This is a genomic window from Streptomyces sp. NPDC048479, from assembly GCF_040651435.1.
GTDB lineage: Bacteria > Actinomycetota > Actinomycetes > Streptomycetales > Streptomycetaceae > Streptomyces.
Genome location: NZ_JBEZKA010000037.1, coordinates 1 through 21,739, shown reverse-complemented (window position 1 = coordinate 21,739; position 21,739 = coordinate 1). Strand labels below are relative to the sequence as shown.

Genomic DNA, 21,739 nt, shown 5'->3' with positions numbered 1-21,739 from the left:
TTTCATGCGACGCGTACCAGATTACGTGATGTGATCATCCACCGTTCGAACTCCCCCGGGGGTGAGGTCGCCGATCGCCGGAGTGGCGTCAATGGCCGGTTGCCGTGGACCAAGGCTCGGCCGTGCACGGTCGGGTGTCGTCCGGCTACGCGAACCGGGTGGTGAGTATCAGCTGCCGAGCCAGTCCTCCTCCAGCGCGGGGGCGAGCCCCCGTCACAGCTTCCGAAGGTGACGGCGCCGTCGTTCGCGGCGGCGTCAGCCCCCATTTCCGCCTACTGACCGGCGACCTCCTCTGCGAGGTCGAGAAGGTTCTTGGTCATGACTTTCTCGTAGATGACGCCGGCGACCTTCTCGGGCAGCGGTTCCCCGTTGGCCAGCATCGTCGGCGTTCCCGGGCTGCCACCACGCTCATAGGCGGCCTCCGAAGCGGTCACAAAGTCCTTGTGCGCATGCCTTTGACGGCCGAATCGAACCGATCGCCGCGCAGGCCCGGCACCCTGGAGGCGAGCTGCAATAGGTGCGCATCAGTGAAGCCGTCGACCTCTCTGCGAGATCCTTCCAACGAGGTCATGGTGAAGCCGGCTCCGGACGGAGCCGACGGGGGTGGGGGGATGTTCTGGGGGAGCCCGATCGGGGGCGGCCTGCGACGCCACTGCGCAGACCGACCCGGTGGAGATCGGCATCACTGCTTCGACGAACGTCTTGATCACGCTGCGCAGCAGGTCCGGGCTTCCCGGGGTCACGAGGAGGTCAGGTCAGCCGGCCTGCGGCCTCTCTGACGACGCGCGAGCCGGGCGGGTGCGGGAAGCTGTCCCGCGACGATCGCGGCGAGTGAGAGCCCGAACCCTACGAGTTGGACCGGGCCGAGCGTCTGGCCGAGCAGGACGGCGCCGAGCACCGCGGCGACCAGCGGCGAGAGCAGGACGAGAACCGCGACCGAGGTGACGGGCAAGGTGGTGATGCCGCGGAACCACAGGACATAGGCGATCAGACCACCCACCAGGCCGAGCCAGAGATAGCCGAGGACGGCGGGCGGGTCGATCGCGGGAGGCGGCCCCTCGACGAGGAAGGTGACGGGCACCAGGAGGAGGCCCCCGGCGGTGAGTTGCCAGCCGGCGACAGCGGTGGGGCTGGCATCGGCGGGCCGTCCCCAGCGCTTGGTGAGAGTCACCCCGAGCGCCATCGAGGCCGCGCTCGCCAGGCCCGCCACGACCCCGACCATGTCGAGTGCCGCATTCGGCCCGATCACCACTAGGCCGACGCCTACGACACCCGCTACCCCCCAGGCCAGGCGCCACGCGGACAGGCTCTCGCGGAGGACTGCCACGACCAGGACGGCGACGATGAGCGGCTGAGCCGCCCCCAAGGTGGCGGCAACGCCTCCCGGCAGGCGTTCGGCCGCGATGAACAACAGCGGGAAGCACAGCCCGATGTTCAGCACGCCGAGCACCGCGGCCTTCCCCCACCATGCGCCGCGCGGCAGCGTCCGGGTGAGGGCCAGCGCGATCAGGCCGGCGGGCAGCGCACGCAGAAGTCCCGCGAACAGCGGGTGCCCCTGAGGGAGAAGCTCGGTGGTGACGACGTAGGTCGTGCCCCACACCACGGGAGTGAGCGCCGTCAGGGCGGTGCGTGGCAGATTTCCCCGGGGAACACCGCTGCTCGCTCCGTCGGAAACCCTCTGTATCGCTGGACTCGTCATGCCTCGGAGTCTCGCCCGGCAGCGATCAATGAGTCCAACGCATGTTTTTCACCTCATCGATCTCGATTTAAGATTGGTTCATGGAGCTTCAGCAGATGCGCTACGTCGTCGCGGTCGCCGAGACGAACAGCTTCACTCGGGCCGCCGAGCGGTGCCTGGTTGTCCAGTCCGCCCTCAGTCACCAAATCGCCCGCCTGGAAAAGGAACTCGGCGCGAGACTCTTCGAGCGCACCAGCCGCCGGGTGCGGCTGACACCAGCCGGTGAGGCGTTCCTCCCCGCCGCCCGCCAGTGTCTGGACGCCGCCGAACGCGCAGCCGCCGAAGTCGCTGCGGCGGTCGGCGAAGTACGCGGACGGCTCGCCGTGGGCCTGATCCCCACGGTCACCGCGGTCGACATCCCGGGTGCACTGCGTGACTTCCGCCAGCAGTACCCGCACGTGCGCATCAGCCTGCGGGTGGGCGCGAGCGACGACCTCGTCGAACAGATCAAGCAAGGAGCCCTCGACGTGGCCTTCCTCGGGCTGCCGACCACAGCGCAACCCCAAGGTGTCGCCGCCCACGAACTCGCCCACGACCGACTCGTCGCCGTGGTCGCACCGGACCACTCACTCGCCGCCGAACCAGCAGTCGACCTCCGCAGGCTCTCCTCCGAGGTATTCGTGGACCTTCCAGCAGGCACAGCCGGACGTGCCCAATCCGACCAAGCCTTCTCAGCCGCCGGCCTCAGCCGCGACGTCGCCTTCGAAGTGACCACCGCCGACTACATCGCCCGGCTCGTCGGGCAGGGCCTCGCCATCGCCATGCTCCCCTCCGCCTACGCGCCTCAACTCACCGGCGTAACCACCATCGAGGTCACTGACGCGCCGGCCCGCGTCGAATACGTCACCTGGAGCCACGCCAGCCGCACCCCCGCGGCGACCGCCTTCCTCGCTCTTCTCGACATCCCGGCCGTGCCCGGCAAGGAATGAAACCCTGCTGCCGTTTCATAGGCGGCCCTGTTGCAACATCGCGCCGACGGGACATCCGTGCAGGTCGCCATGTTTCCGCTCAAGTACCACACCGCCCGCTTCCAGCTCGTCCCCGCACTCCGCTCCGAACTGCACATCGCCACCCCGGCCGTACGGCATCCCGGTTCGCTCTGGACCGCCCTGCCGGCCGTGAAGCCCGCGGCGGAGTCCAAGCCGTTGGAGGTCCGTCTCGGCTACGCCCGTGTCTCGACCCGGACGCAGGAGATCCAGTCGCAGGTCGACGCCCTCGAAGTCTCCGGGGTGTACAGCCTGTTCCACGAACGCATCAGCACCCGTGTGCGCGAGCGGCCCGAGATGAAGGCCGCCCTCGCCGCCGCCCGCGAGTACCGCTCCCTCGGCGCGAAGGTCACCCTCGTCGTGCACGAGATGAAGCGGCTCGGCCGCGGCGCCCTCGAACTCCTCAAGGTCGCCGAGGAACTGCGCGACGCCGAGATCGAGCTGGAGTTCCTCACCGGCCCGCTCCAGGGCAAGCACGACCCGGCAGGACACGGCGCCGCCCTGTTCGCCTTCCTCGCCGCCATGGCCGAGTCCGAACGCGACTCCATCCGCGACAAGACCCTCGAAGGCCAGGAGACCGCCCGCACGAAAGGCAAGGCCATCGGCGGCGTCGAAGTCTCCGACGAGGACATGCTCGCCACCGCCCTCCGGCTGCGCGACGAAGTGCACCTCCCTGCGCGAGATCGCAACGCGGTTGGTCATCCGGACCGGCCTGCCGAGACGGTGGGTAGTAGAGCGCACGTTGGGGTGGCTGATGCGCTCGCGCCGCCTGGTGCGGGACTTCGAAACGCTGCCCGCCAGCAGCGAGGCGTTCATCTACTTCTCGCAGGCCATGCTCATGAGCCGCCGCCTGGCTCGCCCGGCGACCCAGCTGCGGCGGGTGTGGGCGCGGTGGGCTGCCGCGGCGTGAACCGGCCGGATGGCGACGCTGCCGGCCACTCCCGCTCGACCGCCGTTTCGCCCGTGACCGCACCCCCTCGATCTTCGCCGGCACCAACTCCAGCTCCAGCCGGGCCGCCAGTTTTTTCGCCGACACTCCATCGCGGCCGTCCGGTTGGGACTCCACCAGCTCAACGATCCGCCGGTAGTCCGGCGCGAGCGCCTGCAGCGTCACTCCCTGGCGCCACCGCGGCACGACCCCGACCCCGCGACCGGGGCCTTCTCCACCTCCGCCGGGACCTCCCGCGGGCCCAGAACGAGGGCATCCGTCTCCTCGGCCGGAGCGGCCAGGGCCTCGGCGAGCTCCGCCCGGGCCATCACCCGGCGCTCCAACACCGCCTCCGCCTCGCCGAGTTCAGCAGCAATCCGCTCCGCCTGTGCACGAAGCTCCTCCGCCCGAACCCGGGCGGCCGTCTCCCGCTCCTCCAGCAACCCCATCACCGATGTCACCGGTCATCTCCGCATCACCGAGAGCGAACTGATCGCCCGAAACCTCCCGCAACGACCCCAAAACCATGCCTGAGCAGCGGAAACTCAACGATCACACCGGAAAGGCAACGGCTTCTAAGCTTGTTCTTTAACCTCGCGCGGCGTCGGACAGTCGCGCGGTGGGGCAAATTTCGGTGCGTGCCGGGGGCAGATTAGTCAGACTCGCGGCATGACAGCGAAGATCAGGCGTATCAACCCCGATCAGTTGCATGAAACGCCGGGCTACCACCACATCACCGTGGTGGAGACCGGCCGAACGGCTTATCTGGCGGGGCAGTGTCCCCTCGACCAGGGCGGCTCTCTCGTCGGCGCGGGCTCCCTCGACGTGCAAGTCGATCAGGTCATCGTGAACGCACTCGCTGCCCTCGCGGCGGTGGATGCTCAGCCGCAGCACGTGGTGCGTTCGGTGATCTACGTGCGGAGCGATGACAGGGAGGACCTGGGCCTCGCCTGGCACCGGCTTACCGCTTCCGCCCTCGGTCCGGCCTTCACGTCCGCCAGCACGCTCCTGGGGGTTGCGCAGCTGGGCTTCGCAGGGCAGCTGGTCGAGGTGGACCTCACCGTCGCGCTGCCCGACTGAGCGGTCCTCACGCCTCGAACAGCCTCTCGAACTGCTTCGCCCACATGGTCATGTGCCGGACGCCGAGGCGGCCTCCGTCTGATCATGTGCTCCGACCAAGGTGCACTGACCACGACGAAGGCCGTGAGGGTGAGTCTGCTGTCTGAAGCCGCTGCGGGCGAGGCGTTCGCGGGAGCGTCACGCTTTCGGGACGAGTTGTATGCGTGTCTGAGCGTGCGGGGCGACGAACTGTTCGAGTTGGCGGATGCGGTGTTGTGTGCGCCCGGTGCGGTGCATTCGGCGGTGGAGTTGACGTTGCTGCCCGAGCACCGGCGTGGGCACGGAGCGATGTACGACGGCCTCAACCAGGGCCGGATCGACACCGGGCGGCTGCGGTCGCTGCTGGCCGGTCTGCCGCTACCGCGGTTCCCGGACGGCCGTCTGGTACTGGCGGTGGACGTCTCGCCGTGGCTCCGGTCGGACGCACCGTGCTCGCCGGACCGGTTGTTCTGTCACGTCTATGGCCGGGCGAAGACGGCCTCGCAGTTCATTCCCGGCTGGCCGTACTCGTTCGTCGCGGTGCTGGAGACGGGTGCCACGTCCTGGACCCAGATCCTGGACACGGTCCGGCTCGGGCCGGCCGACGACGCCACCACTGTCACTCCGCCCAGCTCCGCGACGTCGTCGAACGGCTCATCGCAGCGGACCAGTGGCACCCCGGCGAGCCGACATCGTCATCGTCACCGACGCCGGATACGACGTCACCCGCCTGGCCTGGGTCCTGCGGGACCTGCCCGTCGAGCTGATCGGACGGATCCGCGGCGACCGCGTGATGCGGTTACCGAAGCCGCCGCGGCTCTACGACCCCAAGGGCGGCCGACCGCCGAAGCACGGTCCGGAGTTCCGCTTCGCCAAGCCGGAGACCTGGCCCGAACCGGCGGTCACCACCCGCACGGCCACCGCGAACTACGGCAAGGCCGTCACGCAGGCATGGGACCGGGTCCACCCGCGGCTGACCCGCCGGGCCGCCTGGTTGGAGCACGAAGGCGGACTTCCGCTGATCGAGGGTACGTTGATCCGGCTGGAGGTCGAGCACCTGTCGAAGGACCGGGCGGCGCCGGCGGTGTGGTTGTGGTCCTCAAGGACCGGCGCCACCGACACGGATGTCGACCGGGCCTGGCAGGCGTTCCTGCGCAGGTTCGACCTGGAGCACACATTCCGGCTGTTCAAGCAGACCTTGGGCTGGACGAAGCCCCGGCTGCGGGAGCCGGAAGCAGCCGACCGGTGGACCTGGCTGATCATCGCCGCATACACCCAGCTCAGACTCGCCCGCCCGCTCGCCCGGGACTTGCGGCACCCGTGGGAGAAGCCGGCCTCACCAACCCGGCTCACCCCCGCCCGGGTCCGCCGGACGTTTCGGAACCTCCGCCAGCACATGCCCTGCCCCACCAGAGCACCCAAACCCAACCGGCCCCGGACGGCCACCCGGCACGAGAAACAAGCGCCGGGCAACCCGCTACGACGTGGGCAAAACCGTCCGCCGCGAGAAGACGCTTATCGCCCTACAGCGGTTGAAAGGTTAAAGAACAAGCTAAGACCGTGTCACTCCTTGAAGGCGTCCTTCGCCTTCTCCTTAGCCTGACGAACATCACCTTTCGCCTTCTCAGCGCGACCCTTGGCCGTCATCCCCTCGTTGCCTACCGCGCCGCCCGCGGCCTCCTTCGCCTTGCCCTTGGCCTGTTCGACCTTGGCCTTGGCCTTCTCGTCCTTGGCCACAGCACTCACATCCCGCTCACTCAAAACTCAATGGTCAGCTCTAAGTTCTCCAAATGGCGCCTTAAGCATATATCGGCCGGAACAGGATCGCGTTCGTCTAGATAAGGACTGAACGTCCTCAAACATGACCCCACATGGCCTTCATGTCCCCACATGAATTTTAGAGGTGCTTGTAGCGGGTAAATGCTGCGATCCAATCCGGGAAACCATGATTCCGATGCTGGCCATGTAGCCGATGCCGAGCAGGATTAGCCATTCAGTGTCCGGGTAGAGGCGCACGTGCCGACGGCTTGCCGGACAGCACGTTTCCGCGGGGGGCGAAGCAGATCCAAGGAGTGCTTCATGATCCTCGTCCTCGGGCTCATCATTTTGATCGCCGCAGTAACCATCGGCGTTGTTGGCGTTTTCACAAACGACGGCAGCGCGCACGGACTCACTGGCGGGTTTTCGGTCTTCGGCTACAACGTCACCGGCTCCACCGGCACGCTCTTCCTCTACGGCATCATCATCGGGGCGGCGGTTCTGCTCGGACTCGGCCTTCTGCTGATCGGCGCGCGCCGATCAGCCAGTCGCCGCAGCAGCCTGGCACGCCGCAAAGTCGCCCGGCCACGGCACGAACCGGCCGTTCTCGACCGAGAGCGTGATGACCAAATCGAGCGTCGCGATACCGCCCGTGCCACCGAGACGGCCACGGTGCAGGAGAACGATCGCCCTGCCGCCACGGGGGAAAGCCGCCGTGGCGGTCGGCACTGGTTCGGTCACCGGTCCGCCCCGCGGTGACTTCGTTGACCGCATCGGAACGGGTTCCGGCTCAAACGCGTGCCACGTCCCGGGCCTGCCCAGCGGGCGCTCACCTCGCCTCCTGCGGGGCCTAGTCCTCGTGGGCGCGGGGAACGCTTGGCTGCCTAGCCGGCGCTACGCGTGCCGGGTGGCTCCTGGGGATCCACACCGGTGGAGGCGGAGGCGTCCCTGGTTCCGCTCGGACGCTGTGAGCGCCCTCTGCGGCCGGTGTCGTGCGCACCCTTCTCGCCAGAGCCCTCGCTCTGTTGTTCCCCGCGGCGGCCGGTGCTCTTGGCGGTGTCACCGGGGACGCTCTTCGATTCTTTCTTGGAGACTTTCCTACCAGGGCCCTTCTCGGGGGCGTGTTCATCCGGGTGGAACGAGCGGTGGGCGCTCGGATTTTCCTGTTGCCGAGTCTCGTCCACATCCGGCGACCAGCCGTGCTGAGTACCTTTGTGCCGACTCGGCCCCTCGCCATGCGAGGGCTGGGACGGCTTCGGCTGCTTGGGCATGACCTCACCTGCCTGTCCTGTCGTGGTGGACGCACGGACCACGCTCTGCCGTATTGAAATTCTCCCACCTTCGGTCGGCGCGGCCACATCGGGCCCACCGTCGATGCTCAAGACGGACCCTGTGACCAGCGGTAGCGGCCTCGCCTGGCCTGGCACAGCTGCGCCCGGCATGACCGCCCTCCTGACTATCCGGTTTCGCACCCAGGGTCCCGGCCGATCTCTAGGCCACACTTCCGTTTCGGCCTGCACCGGAGTTTCGGACTACACCGGCCGGACCATCATGATCGCAATGCCGCTGCCGGGACACGCACGCGGTGGGCAGGGCGAAACCTCGGTTTGCCCCGCAGAAAGGCGGGGACCTGTGAGGAGAGAGGGGGCCGCCCGCCATTGCCATCGGAGGACGTCATGATCATCCTCGGAGTCATTCTGCTCATCATTGGCCTCTTGGCCGGGATCGGCATTTTCTGGACGATCGGGATCATCCTGGTCGCGATCGGGGTTCTGCTGTGGATTCTGGGAGCGGTAGGGCACGCGGTCGGCGGACGACGGCACTACTGGTAGCGCCACGGCACCTCCATCAGGGCATTCGGCAGAGCACGTCAGCGATACCCTCCCCGCATGGTCGGTCCTGCTGTCGTTCATCGCAGTCCTGACCACTTGGTCGGCTCTACCGGAGCGACCCCCGCAGGGCCGCAGGGGGCGTCACAGAGTGGTTTCGGCCGCCTGATCCCAGGCTTCGCTTTCCGGGGTCACTTCTCCCGGCCTTCATCAGTGGGTTCGTCCTCCCACTCACCTTCCTCGACGGCCTCTTCTTCGTCCTCCGCATCGCCGTCTTCTGCGGCTTCGTACTCGCCGTCAGCCTTCGAGCCCTGGGCCTGTGCTGCTTCTTCCTCTTCCAGCGCTTCGTCGTGCGACATGACGACGTCGCCGTCTCGGATCTCGCCGTGCCAGCTCTCCGGATCTTCGTCGGCGAGAGGGAAGTACTGCTGGAAGTGCTTGAAGTCCAGCCGCATCCGGCGGGCTTGGGCCCGCCACAGATTTCCGGTCTTCTCGAGGAACCCGGACGGGTAGTGCTCCACGACCAAGACGATCCGCGTCAGTGTCGGCGACAACACTTGACCTTCCAGTCGCTGGTCATCTCGTCACTCATCGAAACATTGTGAACCCCCTTGGTAAAGCTGCTGAATCTTCACTGGACTTGCCCTTTCCGCCGCCGAAGGCTCCTTGGTCTTGTCCACGACGCTCTCCTTGAGGCCTTTGGCCTTCTCGGACACGAACGCCTTCACGGGGCTTCGCCCCGAGGATGCGCGAGCCGACCTTGAACAGTGACCCGCCGTTGACTGCGACATCGGTGAACTGACCCGTGATGTCCTGCAGCTTGTCGCCAGCTTTCTCCGCGAGCACCTCCAACTGAGAACTGCGGCAACCTGACAGCTCCTCACGCAGTCGGGCCGCCCCCGACTCCTCCACCCCCGGCCGCTTCGTCTCCTTCTCGGCCATCGCTGGCTACCTCCGGCGGTCGGCGCGCTTGGATGTCTTCTTCGCCGCCCGCCCGGAAGACGCTGCCTTCTTGGCTGGAGCCTGCTTCCTGGCGGCGGACTTCTTGGCCGGAGCCGCCTTCTTCGGGGCCGGCTTCTTCGCAGTGGTCTTCTTCCCCCGCGCTGGCTCCTTCGCGGCTCCCCCGGATCCGCTCCCGGCAGACGCAGACCTCTGTCTCCGCCGTGCGGAGCCCCTATCGGGCTGAGTCGGCTTCCTGGAGCTGCCGCGGCGCGGCGGGCCCTCGTCCTCCGGCTCTTCCTCGTCCTTTTCACCGAGGCTGGCCGTGCGGTCGCGGAGCGCTTCCGCGAGCGTCCCGATGCCGCGATTGGCCGCGGCCGTCACTGCCTTGCGGCCGGCGTCGAGGACCTCCCCCTTCAGCTGGTCCTGTAGTTCGGCGACCTGCGGGATCTCCCCCAGCTTGCGCATTCCCTCAGCGGCGAGTTGGCGCGGCTCGAGGTCGAACCGTCCACCTGCCAGATAGGTCGCCACGCTCAGGGCGAGCTTGCCTTTCTTCGTACGACCCAGCAGATAGCCGCCAGCTAGGGCCGCCGCAAGAGCTATCTTGGTCTGAGTGTCCATGAGCACGTCACCTTCATCGTTGCGCCTGGCGACCCGGTCACGCCGAAGGTGAAACTGTTGCTGCCAGTGGTCCGCCCCTAGCCGGGAGCAACAGCTGCCGGACCCATGGGGTGCGGGGAGGCGGACCGGGTCCTGCTCACGTCGGACATCACTGCAACGTACCGGCCCGGCCCTTCAGGCCAGGCTGGGCGGTCGCCTCGGAGCGAGAGTCAGCGCTCATTGCTGGTCCGGCACTGTCCAGTCTCGCCCGAATCGCCCCGGCCGCATCTTGAAAGGCGTCCCAGTTCGCCGGACCTGCCGGCGCGAGAACGATGCCTGGCCAGGCGGAACCCACTGCGGCGGATACTTGTTGTGCCGTGACGACAGCGCCGCCTCTGTGTCCTTCTACTGCCCGGCACCCGGTTCGACCGTGGTGTTTCCAGCAGGTCCGAGAGAAGGGCCCCCAGAGCATGTCTGGCGCAGGAAGGCGTTGCAGATGACATCGCCTGCCGATATCGGTTCACAGCCCGCTGCCGACGCGTGGGAGGTGGTGCTGGACGATGCCACCTTGGTGGCCCGCGCCCGCGACGGCGACATGCGCGCCTTCGAGGTGCTCGTGCGCCGTTATCAGGGGCCGATGTACCGCTTGGCACTGCGTATTCTCTCCAGCCGTGGCGACGCCGAGGACGTGGTGCAGGAGGTGTTCCTGACCGCCTGGCGGCGGTTGCGGCAGCTACGGGAAAACGCCGCTTTCGTCGGCTGGCTCTACCGGACGACGACCAACCGGTGCCTGAACATCATCCGGGCACGCAGACCCGTTGCGGAGGCTGACCCGGACAGCCGCGAATCCGGCGATGCGGCGGGATCGCCGGAGCGGGCGGCGCAGGTCAGCGAGCAGCTGCTCGCGCTCGCAACGGCTCTGAAGCGGCTGACGCCCGAGCAGCGAGCCTGCTGGCTGCTGCGGGAGGTCCACGGGCGCTCCTACGAGGAGATCGCGGAGGCGATGGGCACGACTCAGACGGCGGTACGTGGACGCATAGCGCGCGCTCGAGCACAGTTGGCGGAGGTGATGGCTCCATGGAAATGAGCGACGCTCAGGGCTACATGCTGCCTTGCGGCCGCGATGTCGAGACGGTGTGGGAGCGGCTAGACCCGTTCGACTCCGGCCGGGCCGACGCCCATGACCACGCCTGCGAGTACTGCTCTGCTGCCAGGGAGAGCCTGAGGGTGCTGCGGGAGGTGACCGGGGAGTTGGCCTCGGAGGCGAGCAGCCCTCCGCCGGGCTTGACCGGCCGGATCATGTCCGCGGTGCGGGCAGAGGTCCGCCGTCACACCATGCTCACGCTGCCCACCGCGGAGCCGGGCGGGGTGCGGATCAGCGAACAAGCGGTGGCAGCGGTGCTGCGCTTCGCCGCCGATTCCGTCGACGGTGTGCGCGCGCGGCGCTGCAGGATCACCGCCACGGAGACGGACGGTGCGGTGGAAGTGGCAATGAGCCTGGCGGTCAGCTACCGCGGCTTTGCCGCCGACGCTATCGACGAGGTACGCGAGCGGGTCCGGGCAGCCGCCGCAGCACGAGTCGGGATATCCCTGGTGCGTCTGGACCTGACCGTGGAGGACCTCTTCGACGTCTGATGCCCTCGGGATCGGGCATCAGACGGTTGAGGGCTGAAGCACAGGGACAGGGTGCTCGCGATGAGAATGACAGTGGCGGACGAGAAGGCAGGGGTTCCCCGCTGCCAGTGGGTCATCGCAGAGCCCGTGATCGCCGCAATCGTCTCCCGTGCCGCAAGCGCGTCCGCAGGCGTGGTGCGACTCGAACCCGGCCTGACCGGGCTCGCCTCCCAGGTGGCTCGTTCGGCACGCCAGAAGATCAACGGCCTTACCCCAGCCCCGACCGAGGGTGTAAGAGTCACGGTCGACCAGTCGGCCGTGCCCTCAACCCTGCGCGTGTCCGTAGACCTGGTCGCCTCCGGGCAGGACCAGGCTGCAGCTGTGGCACAGGCCGTTCAGCGCGAGGTCACGCGCGCGGTCGCCGATGCCACGGGCATCACCCCACAGGCCGTCGTTGTGTCGATCATGGACATCGACTCGAAGGGAAGCAGAACCCCGTGACGCCGCGAACAGAGACGACCCGCACCATCCTGGCCATCCTTGGCAGGCTCCCCGGCCTGCGTCCAGCGACCCCCTCTACCACCCACTTCGGCTCACGTGTGCCGTGGAATCTCGATGCCCTGGCGGTAGCCATCGACGACGAACTCATCGAGATTCGCTTCGTCGCCCTCGCCCTTCCCCTTCCTCCGATTTTCCGCGCAACTGAGGCCGCCCTGCGCGCGGCGCTGGAGGAGACCCGTTGGAAGGACGCCCGGCTGCGCCTGGTCGTCACCGACATCGACGCCGCCGCCCTCACCCATCTCGTTCACGAAAGTGATGCCGGTGCCTGAGAGGCCATGACGTTCTCCCCCACCGCGGGTCCCTCTGGTGCGACGAGCGCGCAACCGCCTCGTCCAGAGCCAGGAACCACAGGAGAGCACCATGACCAACCCGGCCACCACTCACATTGCCGAGCACTCCACGTTCGCCGCCGGCGACGCGGACAAGAGCACCACCAGCACACCGGCAGCCTCCGACCAGGGCTCCACCACCATCGCCGATGTCGTCGTCCAGAAGATCGCCGGGCTCGCCACCCGCGAGGTGCCGGGCGTATTCGCGCTGGGCGGCGGAGCGACACGGGCGTTCGGCGCAATCAAGGGGCGGATCCCCGGAGCCTCCGCCAGCGCCGGACAGGGCGTATCCGTCGAGGTCGGTCAGAAGCAGGCGGCCGTGGACCTGCAGATCCTCGTCGAGTACGGCGCGGCCATCCCCGAGCTGGCCCGTGCCGTGCGCAACAACGTCATCGACGCTGTCGAGCAGATGACCGGCCTGGAAGTCGTCGAGGTCAACATCAACGTCAATGACGTACACATCCCCGGTGACGACAGTGACCGCGACGGCCAGGGCAGCACCGACCGCGTCGAGTAGCCCCGGCGCCCGTACGACGGCGTGCATCACCACGGTGCGCAAGGGGCTCACCCCCGGGCTCCATACAGCAAAAGGGCTCATCTGTATGACTTCGCACGCCTCGACTCATCGCCGCACGAGGGCCGCCCCAGCGGCGTACGACACCAAGGAGAATCAACATGACGTCCACTCAGATGGGGCTGCTGACAGGGCTCGTACTCGGCCTCGCCGCCGCGTTCGGCGGTTTCGACGCCTTCCTCATTGTCCTGGTTCTCGGGACGGTCGGGCTGCTGGCAGGGCGCTACCTCGACGGCAAACTCGACCTCGCACAGCTCACCGGCCGTGACAGGGCCGACTTCCATGGACACCGCGATCACCATGTCAGTTAGAGAGGAGACCGGTGCGGCGCAACGAGGCAGCACAACGATCTCCAACCGCACCGTGGAACGCATAGCCGCCCGGGCGTTGACCGAAGTCGAGCACATCGGCGGAACGGCCGGCCGAATGCTGGGCGTCGCGGTCACGGGCGAACAGGCCGAACGCTCCGCCCGTGTGACCGCGAAGGTCAGCGACGGTGCAACCGCAGCTCTCGACGTTCGGCTGTCCGTCGTCTATCCGCGATCCGTCGCCCACACCACCGAGGACGCACGGGCGCACTTGCAACGCCGGGTTGCGGACTTCACCGGTCTGGCCGTGACCCGTGTCGACATCACCGTCACCGCCTTGCACACTCCCGGCTCCCCCACCAGGAGAGTCCAATGAAACGCCGGCCCCGCCGCACCATCCCGGCCTCTCTCACGGCGCTGGTCCTGCTCGCCGTCTGCGTCCTGATCGCTGTCGTCACCATTCAGCTGATTGTTGGTACGAGTCCGCTCATCAGCTATCGCTCCGTCACTGACGCCCTGCGCAGCACCCACTGGAACGACACCGCTGCCCTTGGGGCCGGTGTTGCAGCCGTTCTCCTCGGCCTGCTCATGGTGCTCGCCGCACTCCTGCCGGGGAAGCCGACCGTCCTGCCGCTGGCCGGCGACATGGACGCCGGCGTCACAAGGCGTAGCCTCCGCAACACACTGCAGAGCACAGCAACGAGTGTCGACGGCATCAGCAAAGCGAAGCTGAAACTCAGCCGGCGCACAATTGTCGCCCGTATCCGCACCGATCGGACCAACACCGACGGGCTCACCGATGCGGTCCGCGCCGCCTTGGATCAGCGCCTCGACCAGGTCACCCCGCTCACTCGTCCGGCCGTGAAGATCCATCTCCATGCCACCCGGAACGTGCCATGACCAGCCTCAATCGCCCAGCCCGCCTCAACCGCACCCTGCTGGCCGTCCTCGGCGTCCTCCTGCTCGGTGCGGGCGCCTTCGCTCTGGCTGCCCACTTCGGCCAACTCACCCTCACGGACCCCAAGGCCGCACTCATCGCCACCACCGGCGCGCCACCCGCCTGGGTGCTGTGGGTCACGGCCGCTAGCGCAGTCGCTCTAGGTCTCCTCATCCTGCGCTGGCTGGCCGCACAACTGAACCCACGTCCCAAGACCCACACTTGGCGCCTCGAACAGAACCCCCAACATGGCCACACCGAACTCGCCGCGAACACTGCCACGCCCCCCTTCCTCGGCGAAATCACCACCTACCCCGGCGTGCACAACGCCCACGCCACACTCGCCGGAACCCGACAGAATCCCACCCTCGCAATAGTGATCAGCACCGAACACGGAAGCGATCTGAGCACCATCAGCCACCGCCTCAACAATCACGGGCTGCCCCGGCTCCGCCAGGCACTCGACCTGGCCACGCTCCCCGTCACCGTCGAATACCGCTTCACCACCCGCACCGGCACCCGCACACGCTAGGCCCGCTCCACCAATCCCTGCAGACGCCCCCCGACCGCCACCGGCTTGCAGGAGACCATGAGCGGACCGCGGCCCCATGTTCCTGGACGCATCCGACTGTCGGAAGCCTGGGAAACATACCGCGTGAGCCTAAGGTTTTTGTTTAACCTCGCAGCTGTTTCAAGCGGACGTGTTCGGTGAGGGTTTCGGCTCGTTTCACGGTCTTCCCGGGTTCGTGCCGTGGGGCTGGCCTGCGGTTCTTCGAGCCGGGAGGGCGTCCGGGGCCGGGCCGGGAGGGTCTGGGCACGCCAGCGGGACGGGCGGTCTTCACGCGGAGGTGGCGGAACCCCCGACGCACCCGGGCGGGGGTGAGCCGGCGAGGCTCGGCGGGCCGTTCCCAGGGGCGGCGGAGGTCCTCGGCGAGGGGGCGGGCGATGCGGAGCTGGGTGTGGGCGGCAATGATCAGCCAGGACCACAGGTCGGCGCTCGCAGGGTCGCGGACTTTCGGGACGGTCCAGCCGAGGGTCTGCTTGAACAGCCGGAAGGTATGTTCAAGATCGAATCTGCGGAGGAACGCCTGCCAGCGAAGGTCGACGTCTTCGCTGGTCATCCCGGTCTTGGAGGACCACAGCCAGACCGGTTTCGGGTCGCGGTCGCCGGGCAGGTGCTTGACCTTCAGCCTGATCAACGTCCCATGGATCAAAGGGAGTTCACCGCAGTGGTCGAGCCACGGGCCGCGGGCCTGCAGGCGCGGGTGCATCCGGTCCCAGGCGAGGACCTCGGCCGTTGGCGTGGAGGCAAGCAGCCGCCGCAGGCGGCGCGGTTCGAGCCAGCCGTGATTGACCGCGTCGTACATCGCCCCGTGACCGCGCCGGTGCTCGGCCATCAACGTCAACTCGACCAGCGATGTCACCGGGCCGTCCGCGCACAACACCGCGTCGGTCAGCTCGAAGAGCGCGTCCGCGCGGGTATACAGGCACTCGTAGAACTCAACCCGAAAGCGCGACAACACACCCAACGCCTCGACGGCGGGGGCATCGACGGGGAAACTCAACTCACCGGCCGTCCCTTCATGCTCCGTTACTCGACATCTCGAAGCGTGGAGGACGGCCGCGTCACGTGCGCCCGGAAACGGGAGATCTCAGCAGGTCGAATGACGTGCGAGGTTAAACAACAAGCTAAGTCACACAACGGTTCGGGCCCTCACGGCTGTTCGGGGACCTACAGGTCGAAGTCGATGTGTTCCACGTCGGTGAGCCGGACCTCTTCCAGGCTTCCGGCGCGGCGGCCGCCGTCCTGAAAATAGACGTCCTTGAGCGCTTCGGCGGCGATCTCCTGGAGCCGCTCGTCATTGGCGCCCTGCTCCTGGGCCTCGAAGAGGCGGGCGGCGTACTGCGGCGGCAGGGCCACGGTGAGGTGGCGGATCCGGTCCTGGTCGGTGGAGCCGATCGGGGCGGTGTAGCCGAGCCGGGCGCGGGTGTCGATGACGATGCCGCCGGTGGTCGCTGCGGTCTCCTTGGCCTTCTGCCTGATCTGCGGCTGCCACCGCTTGCTCACCTCGGTCTCCAGGCGCTGAGCGAGGTCCTTGCGGGGCTTTTTGATCTGGTCCTTCACGTACCGCTCCACGGTGCGCTGGGACACCCGGAGCATCTGGGCGACGGCTTTCGTGCCTTTGAGCTGCTTGACCAGGTACCGCATCTGCGCGCCGGCCGACTTCGGGATGGGGCGGGTGAACGCCTTCTGCACCGCCTTGTCCAGGCCGTCCCCGAACATGGTCATCGCGGTTTACTCCCCGCCGTCGGTGGTGGTGATCTTGCCGTCCTTGATGTACCGGGCGAGGTTGAGCTCGGGGCCGTACTCCTCCCGCACGCCCTCGGCCCACAAGGTGGTCTGGGTGCCCTCGTGCTTGACCATCCCGGGGGAGACACCGAGCCGGAAGCCGCCGGGCAGCGGCTTGCCGTCTTTGTACGGCAGGAAGTCCAGTGGGGTCGGCCCGTCGGCCGCGTACACGGCGCAGTCGGAGAGGATCGCGACCGGGTACTGGCCCGTCGCGGCTGCGTGCTTGAGCAACTTGCGGTGCATGTTGATCCGGGTTTTGGAGATGACGGCGGCGCGGATGTCGGGCCGCCACGTCGGCCGGGACAGGGCCCGCCACGGCTGGCCGGGCTTCCAGCCCTCGCCGCGGGGACGTTCGCGCAGCTTGCCGATGCCGCCCTTCACGGTGGCCTTCACCGCGGACACCACGATCGCCAGCTGCTCATCGCGCTGCCGGTAGCCGTCCATCGCCGCCAGGAAGTCGGCAGGGGCGAGGTCACCGGTGACGCCCAGGTCGGCCATCGTCGCCACGTATGCATCGCGCAGCCGGTTGTACCAGCCGTCCAGGTAGCGCCCGTTCTCGTACCGCACGTAGGCCTCGGTCGGCGCGGCGGTGTAGCCGAGCTCCACCGCGTAGGCCACGGTCGGCGTCGCGTCCAGGCCGGCCCCTCGGGCCTCTCGCCCGTCGGCGTGAATGGACTGGGCAGCAGGTCCCCTTCGAGCTTCAGCCACTCCTTGCCGGCCAGCACGCGCGACAGGTCGACATGCGAGAGGTCGACCAGCCACGCGCCGGGCAGCTTCGGGTCGAACCGCGGGTTTTTGACATGCTTCGGCGCACCCAGGCCCACGATCGTGCCGTTCGCTCCGGCAGCGAAGGCCATGTTCACGTCGATGCCCACCAGACAGCGCTTGAGGCACTCCGCGTCAGTGAGCGGCCGCGCCCAGTCGTACGCCTCCTCCATCAACACCTCGGCCGGAGTACGCCGGTGGAAGCGCGGCAGGTCCTTGAGCAGCGGGTGCCCGTCGGGCGCCTCGCACGGCGCGCAGTCCACCGGGTCCTTCCCCAGCGAGCCCGGGTTGTGCTCGCTGTGCCTAACGCCGTACTCGTCCGGCTCGCTCGCCCTCGTGGGCGGGTGCAGCGCGGTCATCAGCTCCAGGCCGGTCACGGCGGTGGAGCCGCGCGGCGTCATCACCCGTGACGCGTACGTGCCCAGCAGCCGGGCGAGTTCCGCCGGCGGCAACTGCCCGGCCTCCCCCCAGTGCCGGGTGTCGAGCGCGCCCCAGGACGGGATGCACAGCTGCACACACAGCCGCTCGGAGCCCTGCGCAGGACGGTAGATACGGGCCCACGGCCCGAACCCTCGCTTCGTCAGCTTCCACTCCGCCCGCGCCAGCTGCTTGATGACCTTGTGGCCCTCCGGCAGCCGCCCCGACAGGCGCTCCTCCTCACCGAGATGCCGCGGCAGGCCGTAACGCTCGCACGCAGCCTCGGTCAGCACGATCAGCGGGTCAGCGTCCTTGCCCGGACCGCTCAGCTTCGCCTGCCCGAGCCTCGCCTCGTTGAGGGTCCATTCGACCAGGGAGGAAATGGACTTGGCGGACACGTCCAGGATCAGGCCGCCGACGCAGTACGCCGTCACCTGCCCGTCCACGACGTCGACGACCGCCAGCGGACCGTTCTCGAAACGCGATTCAACGACGGCCGCGGCCTTGGCGGGCTTCGCCGTCGCCCTCTTCGCCCCCGGACGCCCCGACGACGACGTCCTGGCGCTGCTGCCCGCCTCCGGGCGGAACGGCGCCTCAGCGAGGGCGGGCGTCCGCTCCGGCTCGACTGCCGGGCTGGTGGCCGCTGCGGGCACGGACGGCTCAGACTCCTGCCCCGGGCCCGGATCCTGCAGTGCGGAGGACGGCTTGGGCAGGAGGCCTTGCTCGTTGCCGAAGGACGTGACCGGCGCGGGGTAGCGGTGGGCGAGGCCCTCGAGCAGTCTGCGGTAGGCCTCCAGACGCTCCCCCTTCGGCTCGGCCCGGCCTGCCTCCCACGCGGTGATGCTCGGTACGCGTACTCCGAGCGCCTGGGCGATGGCGGCCTGGGTCAGGCCGGCCGCCTCCCGCAGCCGTACCCGCTCGGCCGGGGCGGGCAGCACGGTGCCGCCGTCGACGGCGGCGAGCAGCGAGTCGACGGCAGCGAACAGCTCATCGGGCTGGTCCGTCATCTGCGTTCTCTCCTTCACCTGACGCCCTGACGGATCTCTTCGAGCCGTGTCATCAGGCGCTGATATCGCTGCGAGGCAGCCTGGGAGGAGTTCAGGCCCTGGTGCTGGGCGATCTGTCGCCAGTCCATGCCGCGCCGCCGGGCCTCGATGACGACCTGGGTCTCCAGCCGGTCGAGCTGCTCCCGCATGTCCTCGAACAGGCCGAGGGCTGCGCCCACATCGTCCGGCGCCACATCCGGCGCCTGCCCACCGCTGTTCTGATCGCAGGCGGCTGCCGCCAGCAGCCGGCCCAGCAACGAGGCGTCCCGCTCCAGACGGTGCGCCGCAGCAGTGTCGGCCACAGGAGCGTCCGCCAGCGCGGACAAACGCTCACGGGCTTCTTGACGGGAGTCACGTGCCATGGCGCCATCCTACCGCAACAAGACAATTGAACAACGGGTTGTTGTTTCATTGTCTCCGTTCCGGGCGTGCCTGGCCACGCATGCGCCATTGGATCCAGGACAGCCGCGCCGCCCTCCTGATGCGGCAAACCATCGAGAACGCCGCAGGGACCTGGGAACAGTACGACCTTGATCCCGGCCTGCTGTACCGAGGATCGCGTCTGGCGGCCGCGCAGGCCCAGATGGGCGCGCCAGGCGCCGAGCCACTGAGCCCGAGCGCTCCGCCTTCCTGACCGCCTCGATCCGCTACCGCACCCGTGCCGGGAGATACCGCCGTGTACAAGCGGCAACATCAATGACTGTGTTCGCTGCCATCGCGGCGGCAGCGGCTGCCGTCCGCTTCACCGGGCACTGATGCGCTCCCGCAGTGACCAACCTTCAGTCGCCGTGGCCCGGGAACCGGTCGACCACTGCGGCAGACGTTCGCCCTGGCGCTCGGTGAGCATTTGGCCGAAGGAACGGACATGGCCGGTGAGGGCGTCCAGTTCGGCAGTGGACCAGGACGGCCTTGAGTCGAAGGTGTTCTGTCTCAGGCCGGCGAAGGATCCATCCAGCGACGACGCGGGGTGACGGTGGCCGAGCGGTGACGAGGCCTGGGGAGAGGCGCTTCTCCCGGAAGTAGGCGCGAACCCGCTCCGAGCTGGCGTTGGATCGCCCGTCGGCTGTGCCCGGCGCTCGCCGGACCGGCCAGGAGATCAGCGGGGTCATGTCCCTCGTCGCGGTGTAGGGGATCAGTTCTCGGTAGCGCTGGGGAACCTGGGCGAAACCCGTCTACCGAGCGACCAACCGGAGTAACCCGCGCAGGCGGCCGCGAGGCGCTCGGACAGCCGATTGTGGCGACGCGGTGGGGCGGTCAGGGACGTTGCCCGAACTGTGATGCGGCGATTGGGCGTGCACGTTACCGTGCCCGGATGACATTCGAAGATCATGACCAGTCGGCCCCCCACACGAACGACGCCTGGGCCGACGCCCTGGCCCGCGCGGTGCAGCTCGCGCTCGCCACGCTGAGGTCGGCTCCCTCGGAGGCGGAGGCGTGGGACGCGACAGCCGGTTCGTTGGAGTGGACGTGCTGGGAGACGGCCGAGCACCTGGCGGACGACCTGTTCTTCTACGGCATGCAGATCGGGACGCCCGGCCTGCCGGCCGGCACCTATGTCCCCCTCGAGATGCACCGCCAACGGCCCGAAGGTCCGGTCAACATCCTCCAGGCCGATCGGGAGCCGGGCCCGTCCGGGCTGCTGACGGTCCTGGAGGCGTGCGGTGCGATGCAGGTCTCCCTGACTCGCACAACTCCCCCGTCGGCCCGCGCCCACCACGCCTCCGGTGCCTCAGACCCGGCGGGTTTCGCGGCGATGGGCATCGTCGAGACCCTTCTCCACACATACGACATCACAGCCGGCCTCGGCTTGGAGTTCACCGTCCCCGACGACCTGTGCGCACTGGTCCTCGGAAGGCTCTTCCCGCATGTGGAGAGCGACGAAGAGCCGTGGCCGACGCTGCTGTGGGCGACCGGGCGGGGTGACCTCCCGGGGCGGGAGCGGCTGGAGAAGTGGCGCTGGTACGGGGAGGTCCGTGAGGCAGAGTGAGGCCCCTCGCGCTCGGAACCACGCAGGGTTGAGGAGCAACGCGCGTCAGCGAGGACTCCAGCGCCGAGCCTGTCGCCGACCCAGGCCACCAGCGGCCGGGGAGTCGTCCCGCTGAACCATGTCGGCGGACCTCGGGCCCCTCACCTCAGATCGGTTCATCAGCAGGGGCGGGCCTGCGCTCGCTACGCTGCGAGGGTGAATGGTGAGGTTGCCATCCGAGTGGCAGGCACAGTGTCGATCGACCGTTCGATCTTCGGGCTGGATGAAATCCGGCGGCCAGATGAGGAGGAGCGCCCCTTCTGGACGGATCTACCGATGGAAGGCCCTCCGGTGGAGGTTGGCTCCGGCATCGCGAGAATCCTGAGCAGTGCGCAGTCTCATGACGCATCCGTTGTTGTGGAAGTGCGTTCAGACCTGCCAGTTGACGTCGGTGCCGGGTATGAACAACTCGGCGCCTGGCCGTACCGCACCGGCAGCGGGCATCAGATGCTCTGCACCATGGACGGTCCCTCGCTTCGTTTCCGGCTCCGTGAGGACAGTCAGTACGTCATTTATGTGTGGCGCAAGGGCGGGGACACGGCAGCCGCACGGTTCGACGAGCTGGGGGGAGAGGTCTATCCCATCGTTGGTCTGGAAGAGTATCTGTTCGTGTTCATCCCGGCCGGCTAGACACGCGTCGGAGGGCTCCCGGCGCGGGGAGCCCTCCGACGGAATCCGCTCAACTAGGCCGTTTCGTTTGGATCATCGGGCTGACCAGGAAGATGCCTGCGATGTGGAGCCCGGCCAGGTAGATCGTGGCGGTCTTCTCGTAGCGGGTGGCAATGCCGCGCCATTGTTTCAAGCGGTTGATGCATCGCTCGACGGTGTTGCGTTGTTTGTAGGGCCTTGACCCCTGATCTTGGACACACGAGACACTGGATCTTGAGGATCTGAGAACGGACATCTCGTGGTCATGAAGAACTACCCGCCGGAGTT

At 68.0% G+C, this 21,739-nt stretch carries 26 protein-coding genes and 4 pseudogenes; 17 read left to right on the top strand and 13 right to left on the bottom strand.

The window, feature by feature from the left end:
• Positions 1-272 precede the first annotated feature (272 nt).
• Both AB0D12_RS35725 and AB0D12_RS35720 read right to left on the bottom strand, forming a co-directional pair.
• Positions 273-434 carry a hypothetical protein gene (locus AB0D12_RS35725; RefSeq protein WP_362692602.1) on the bottom strand — a complete coding sequence of 54 codons (162 nt, stop codon included), beginning with the start codon at positions 432-434 and terminating at the stop codon, positions 273-275.
• Between the two features lie 305 nt (positions 435-739).
• A complete protein-coding gene (locus tag AB0D12_RS35720) occupies positions 740-1,699 on the bottom strand; it encodes an EamA family transporter (protein WP_362692599.1) in 960 nt (319 codons plus the stop codon).
• An 80-nt stretch (positions 1,700-1,779) separates the two neighbouring features.
• On the opposite strand from AB0D12_RS35720, the gene AB0D12_RS35715 reads away from it, so the two are divergent.
• Both AB0D12_RS35715 and AB0D12_RS35710 read left to right on the top strand, forming a co-directional pair.
• Positions 1,780-2,667 carry a LysR family transcriptional regulator gene (locus AB0D12_RS35715; protein WP_362692596.1) on the top strand — a complete coding sequence of 296 codons (888 nt, stop codon included), beginning with the start codon at positions 1,780-1,782 and terminating at the stop codon, positions 2,665-2,667.
• 69 nt (positions 2,668-2,736) lie between these two features.
• Positions 2,737-3,634, top strand: a pseudogene (locus AB0D12_RS35710) (recombinase family protein).
• Between the two features lie 200 nt (positions 3,635-3,834).
• Here the strand turns inward: AB0D12_RS35710 and AB0D12_RS35705 are convergent.
• A complete protein-coding gene (locus AB0D12_RS35705) occupies positions 3,835-4,113 on the bottom strand; it encodes a hypothetical protein (RefSeq protein WP_362692593.1) in 279 nt (92 codons plus the stop codon).
• A gap of 208 nt (positions 4,114-4,321) precedes the next feature.
• Here AB0D12_RS35705 and AB0D12_RS35700 point away from each other — a divergent pair, with 208 nt between their 5' ends.
• Together AB0D12_RS35700 and AB0D12_RS35695 are read left to right on the top strand one after the other, a co-directional pair.
• Positions 4,322-4,732 carry a RidA family protein gene (locus tag AB0D12_RS35700; RefSeq protein WP_362692590.1) on the top strand — a complete coding sequence of 137 codons (411 nt, stop codon included), beginning with the start codon at positions 4,322-4,324 and terminating at the stop codon, positions 4,730-4,732.
• An 84-nt stretch (positions 4,733-4,816) separates the two neighbouring features.
• Positions 4,817-6,294 (top strand): annotated as a pseudogene (locus tag AB0D12_RS35695) (NF041680 family putative transposase).
• A 19-nt stretch (positions 6,295-6,313) separates the two neighbouring features.
• Here the strand turns inward: AB0D12_RS35695 and AB0D12_RS35690 are convergent.
• Positions 6,314-6,487 (bottom strand): CsbD family protein, encoded by a 174-nt coding sequence (locus AB0D12_RS35690; protein ID WP_362692587.1) that lies wholly within the window; start codon positions 6,485-6,487, stop codon positions 6,314-6,316.
• 342 nt (positions 6,488-6,829) lie between these two features.
• Here AB0D12_RS35690 and AB0D12_RS35685 point away from each other — a divergent pair, with 342 nt between their 5' ends.
• On the top strand, positions 6,830-7,267 hold the full coding sequence (locus tag AB0D12_RS35685) for a hypothetical protein (RefSeq protein WP_362692584.1): 438 nt from the start codon (positions 6,830-6,832) through the stop codon (positions 7,265-7,267).
• Positions 7,268-7,392: 125 nt separating this feature from the next.
• On the opposite strand, the gene AB0D12_RS35680 is transcribed toward AB0D12_RS35685, so the two are convergent.
• Positions 7,393-7,779 carry a hypothetical protein gene (locus AB0D12_RS35680; protein WP_362692580.1) on the bottom strand — a complete coding sequence of 129 codons (387 nt, stop codon included), beginning with the start codon at positions 7,777-7,779 and terminating at the stop codon, positions 7,393-7,395.
• 405 nt (positions 7,780-8,184) lie between these two features.
• Here AB0D12_RS35680 and AB0D12_RS35675 point away from each other — a divergent pair, with 405 nt between their 5' ends.
• Positions 8,185-8,340, top strand: a complete 156-nt coding sequence (locus AB0D12_RS35675) for a DUF6131 family protein (protein WP_362692577.1) — start codon at positions 8,185-8,187, stop codon at positions 8,338-8,340.
• Between the two features lie 188 nt (positions 8,341-8,528).
• Here AB0D12_RS35675 and AB0D12_RS35670 read toward each other — a convergent pair whose 3' ends face one another.
• From AB0D12_RS35670 to AB0D12_RS35660, 3 genes are all read right to left on the bottom strand, one after another.
• On the bottom strand, positions 8,529-8,858 hold the full coding sequence (locus AB0D12_RS35670; RefSeq protein ID WP_362692574.1) for a hypothetical protein: 330 nt from the start codon (positions 8,856-8,858) through the stop codon (positions 8,529-8,531).
• 67 nt (positions 8,859-8,925) lie between these two features.
• The gene (locus AB0D12_RS35665; protein ID WP_362692571.1) at positions 8,926-9,279 is read right to left on the bottom strand and encodes a hypothetical protein; all 354 of its coding nucleotides are present in this window, start codon (positions 9,277-9,279) and stop codon (positions 8,926-8,928) included.
• A gap of 6 nt (positions 9,280-9,285) precedes the next feature.
• Positions 9,286-9,897 carry a hypothetical protein gene (locus tag AB0D12_RS35660; protein ID WP_362692568.1) on the bottom strand — a complete coding sequence of 204 codons (612 nt, stop codon included), beginning with the start codon at positions 9,895-9,897 and terminating at the stop codon, positions 9,286-9,288.
• A gap of 475 nt (positions 9,898-10,372) precedes the next feature.
• On the opposite strand from AB0D12_RS35660, the gene AB0D12_RS35655 reads away from it, so the two are divergent.
• The 9 genes from AB0D12_RS35655 (at position 10,373) to AB0D12_RS35615 (ending at position 14,731) form a co-directional block, all read left to right on the top strand.
• Entirely contained in the window at positions 10,373-10,963 is a 591-nt protein-coding gene (locus AB0D12_RS35655) for an RNA polymerase sigma factor (protein ID WP_362692565.1), read from the top strand.
• A complete protein-coding gene (locus AB0D12_RS35650; RefSeq protein WP_362692562.1) occupies positions 10,960-11,511 on the top strand; it encodes an Asp23/Gls24 family envelope stress response protein in 552 nt (183 codons plus the stop codon). Before AB0D12_RS35655 ends, AB0D12_RS35650 begins: the two co-directional genes overlap by 4 nt.
• A 60-nt stretch (positions 11,512-11,571) precedes the next feature.
• Entirely contained in the window at positions 11,572-11,991 is a 420-nt protein-coding gene (locus tag AB0D12_RS35645; protein WP_362692559.1) for an Asp23/Gls24 family envelope stress response protein, read from the top strand.
• A gap of 98 nt (positions 11,992-12,089) precedes the next feature.
• Positions 12,090-12,320, top strand: a complete 231-nt coding sequence (locus AB0D12_RS35640) for a hypothetical protein (protein WP_362692556.1) — start codon at positions 12,090-12,092, stop codon at positions 12,318-12,320.
• A 91-nt stretch (positions 12,321-12,411) separates the two neighbouring features.
• Positions 12,412-12,897 (top strand): Asp23/Gls24 family envelope stress response protein, encoded by a 486-nt coding sequence (locus tag AB0D12_RS35635; protein WP_362692553.1) that lies wholly within the window; start codon positions 12,412-12,414, stop codon positions 12,895-12,897.
• Positions 12,898-13,055: 158 nt separating this feature from the next.
• Positions 13,056-13,265 (top strand): hypothetical protein, encoded by a 210-nt coding sequence (locus AB0D12_RS35630; RefSeq protein WP_362692550.1) that lies wholly within the window; start codon positions 13,056-13,058, stop codon positions 13,263-13,265.
• Positions 13,237-13,638, top strand: coding sequence for an Asp23/Gls24 family envelope stress response protein (locus AB0D12_RS35625; RefSeq protein ID WP_362692547.1), 402 nt, complete (start codon positions 13,237-13,239; stop codon positions 13,636-13,638). The genes AB0D12_RS35630 and AB0D12_RS35625 overlap by 29 nt, the downstream gene beginning before the upstream one ends.
• Positions 13,635-14,162 carry a DUF6286 domain-containing protein gene (locus tag AB0D12_RS35620; RefSeq protein ID WP_362692544.1) on the top strand — a complete coding sequence of 176 codons (528 nt, stop codon included), beginning with the start codon at positions 13,635-13,637 and terminating at the stop codon, positions 14,160-14,162. The genes AB0D12_RS35625 and AB0D12_RS35620 overlap by 4 nt, the downstream gene beginning before the upstream one ends.
• Entirely contained in the window at positions 14,159-14,731 is a 573-nt protein-coding gene (locus AB0D12_RS35615; RefSeq protein WP_362692542.1) for a hypothetical protein, read from the top strand. Before AB0D12_RS35620 ends, AB0D12_RS35615 begins: the two co-directional genes overlap by 4 nt.
• 142 nt (positions 14,732-14,873) lie before the next feature.
• On the opposite strand, the gene AB0D12_RS35610 is transcribed toward AB0D12_RS35615, so the two are convergent.
• From AB0D12_RS35610 to AB0D12_RS35595, 4 genes and pseudogenes are all read right to left on the bottom strand, one after another.
• The gene (locus AB0D12_RS35610) at positions 14,874-15,728 is read right to left on the bottom strand and encodes a transposase (protein WP_362692699.1); all 855 of its coding nucleotides are present in this window, start codon (positions 15,726-15,728) and stop codon (positions 14,874-14,876) included.
• A 203-nt stretch (positions 15,729-15,931) separates the two neighbouring features.
• Entirely contained in the window at positions 15,932-16,489 is a 558-nt protein-coding gene (locus AB0D12_RS35605) for an XRE family transcriptional regulator (protein WP_362692539.1), read from the bottom strand.
• Positions 16,490-16,495: 6 nt separating this feature from the next.
• Positions 16,496-18,738: pseudogene (locus AB0D12_RS35600) on the bottom strand (helix-turn-helix domain-containing protein).
• Positions 18,739-18,752: 14 nt separating this feature from the next.
• A complete protein-coding gene (locus tag AB0D12_RS35595; protein WP_362692536.1) occupies positions 18,753-19,139 on the bottom strand; it encodes a hypothetical protein in 387 nt (128 codons plus the stop codon).
• Positions 19,140-20,089: 950 nt separating this feature from the next.
• Between AB0D12_RS35595 and AB0D12_RS35590 the strand changes: the two genes are divergently transcribed.
• Together AB0D12_RS35590 and AB0D12_RS35585 are read left to right on the top strand one after the other, a co-directional pair.
• The gene (locus tag AB0D12_RS35590; protein WP_362692533.1) at positions 20,090-20,764 is read left to right on the top strand and encodes a hypothetical protein; all 675 of its coding nucleotides are present in this window, start codon (positions 20,090-20,092) and stop codon (positions 20,762-20,764) included.
• A gap of 195 nt (positions 20,765-20,959) precedes the next feature.
• Positions 20,960-21,433, top strand: coding sequence for a Haze protective factor 1 (locus AB0D12_RS35585; RefSeq protein ID WP_362692530.1), 474 nt, complete (start codon positions 20,960-20,962; stop codon positions 21,431-21,433).
• 49 nt (positions 21,434-21,482) lie between these two features.
• On the opposite strand, the pseudogene AB0D12_RS35580 reads toward AB0D12_RS35585, so the two are convergent.
• Positions 21,483-21,739 (bottom strand): annotated as a pseudogene (locus AB0D12_RS35580) (hypothetical protein); the annotation flags it as partial.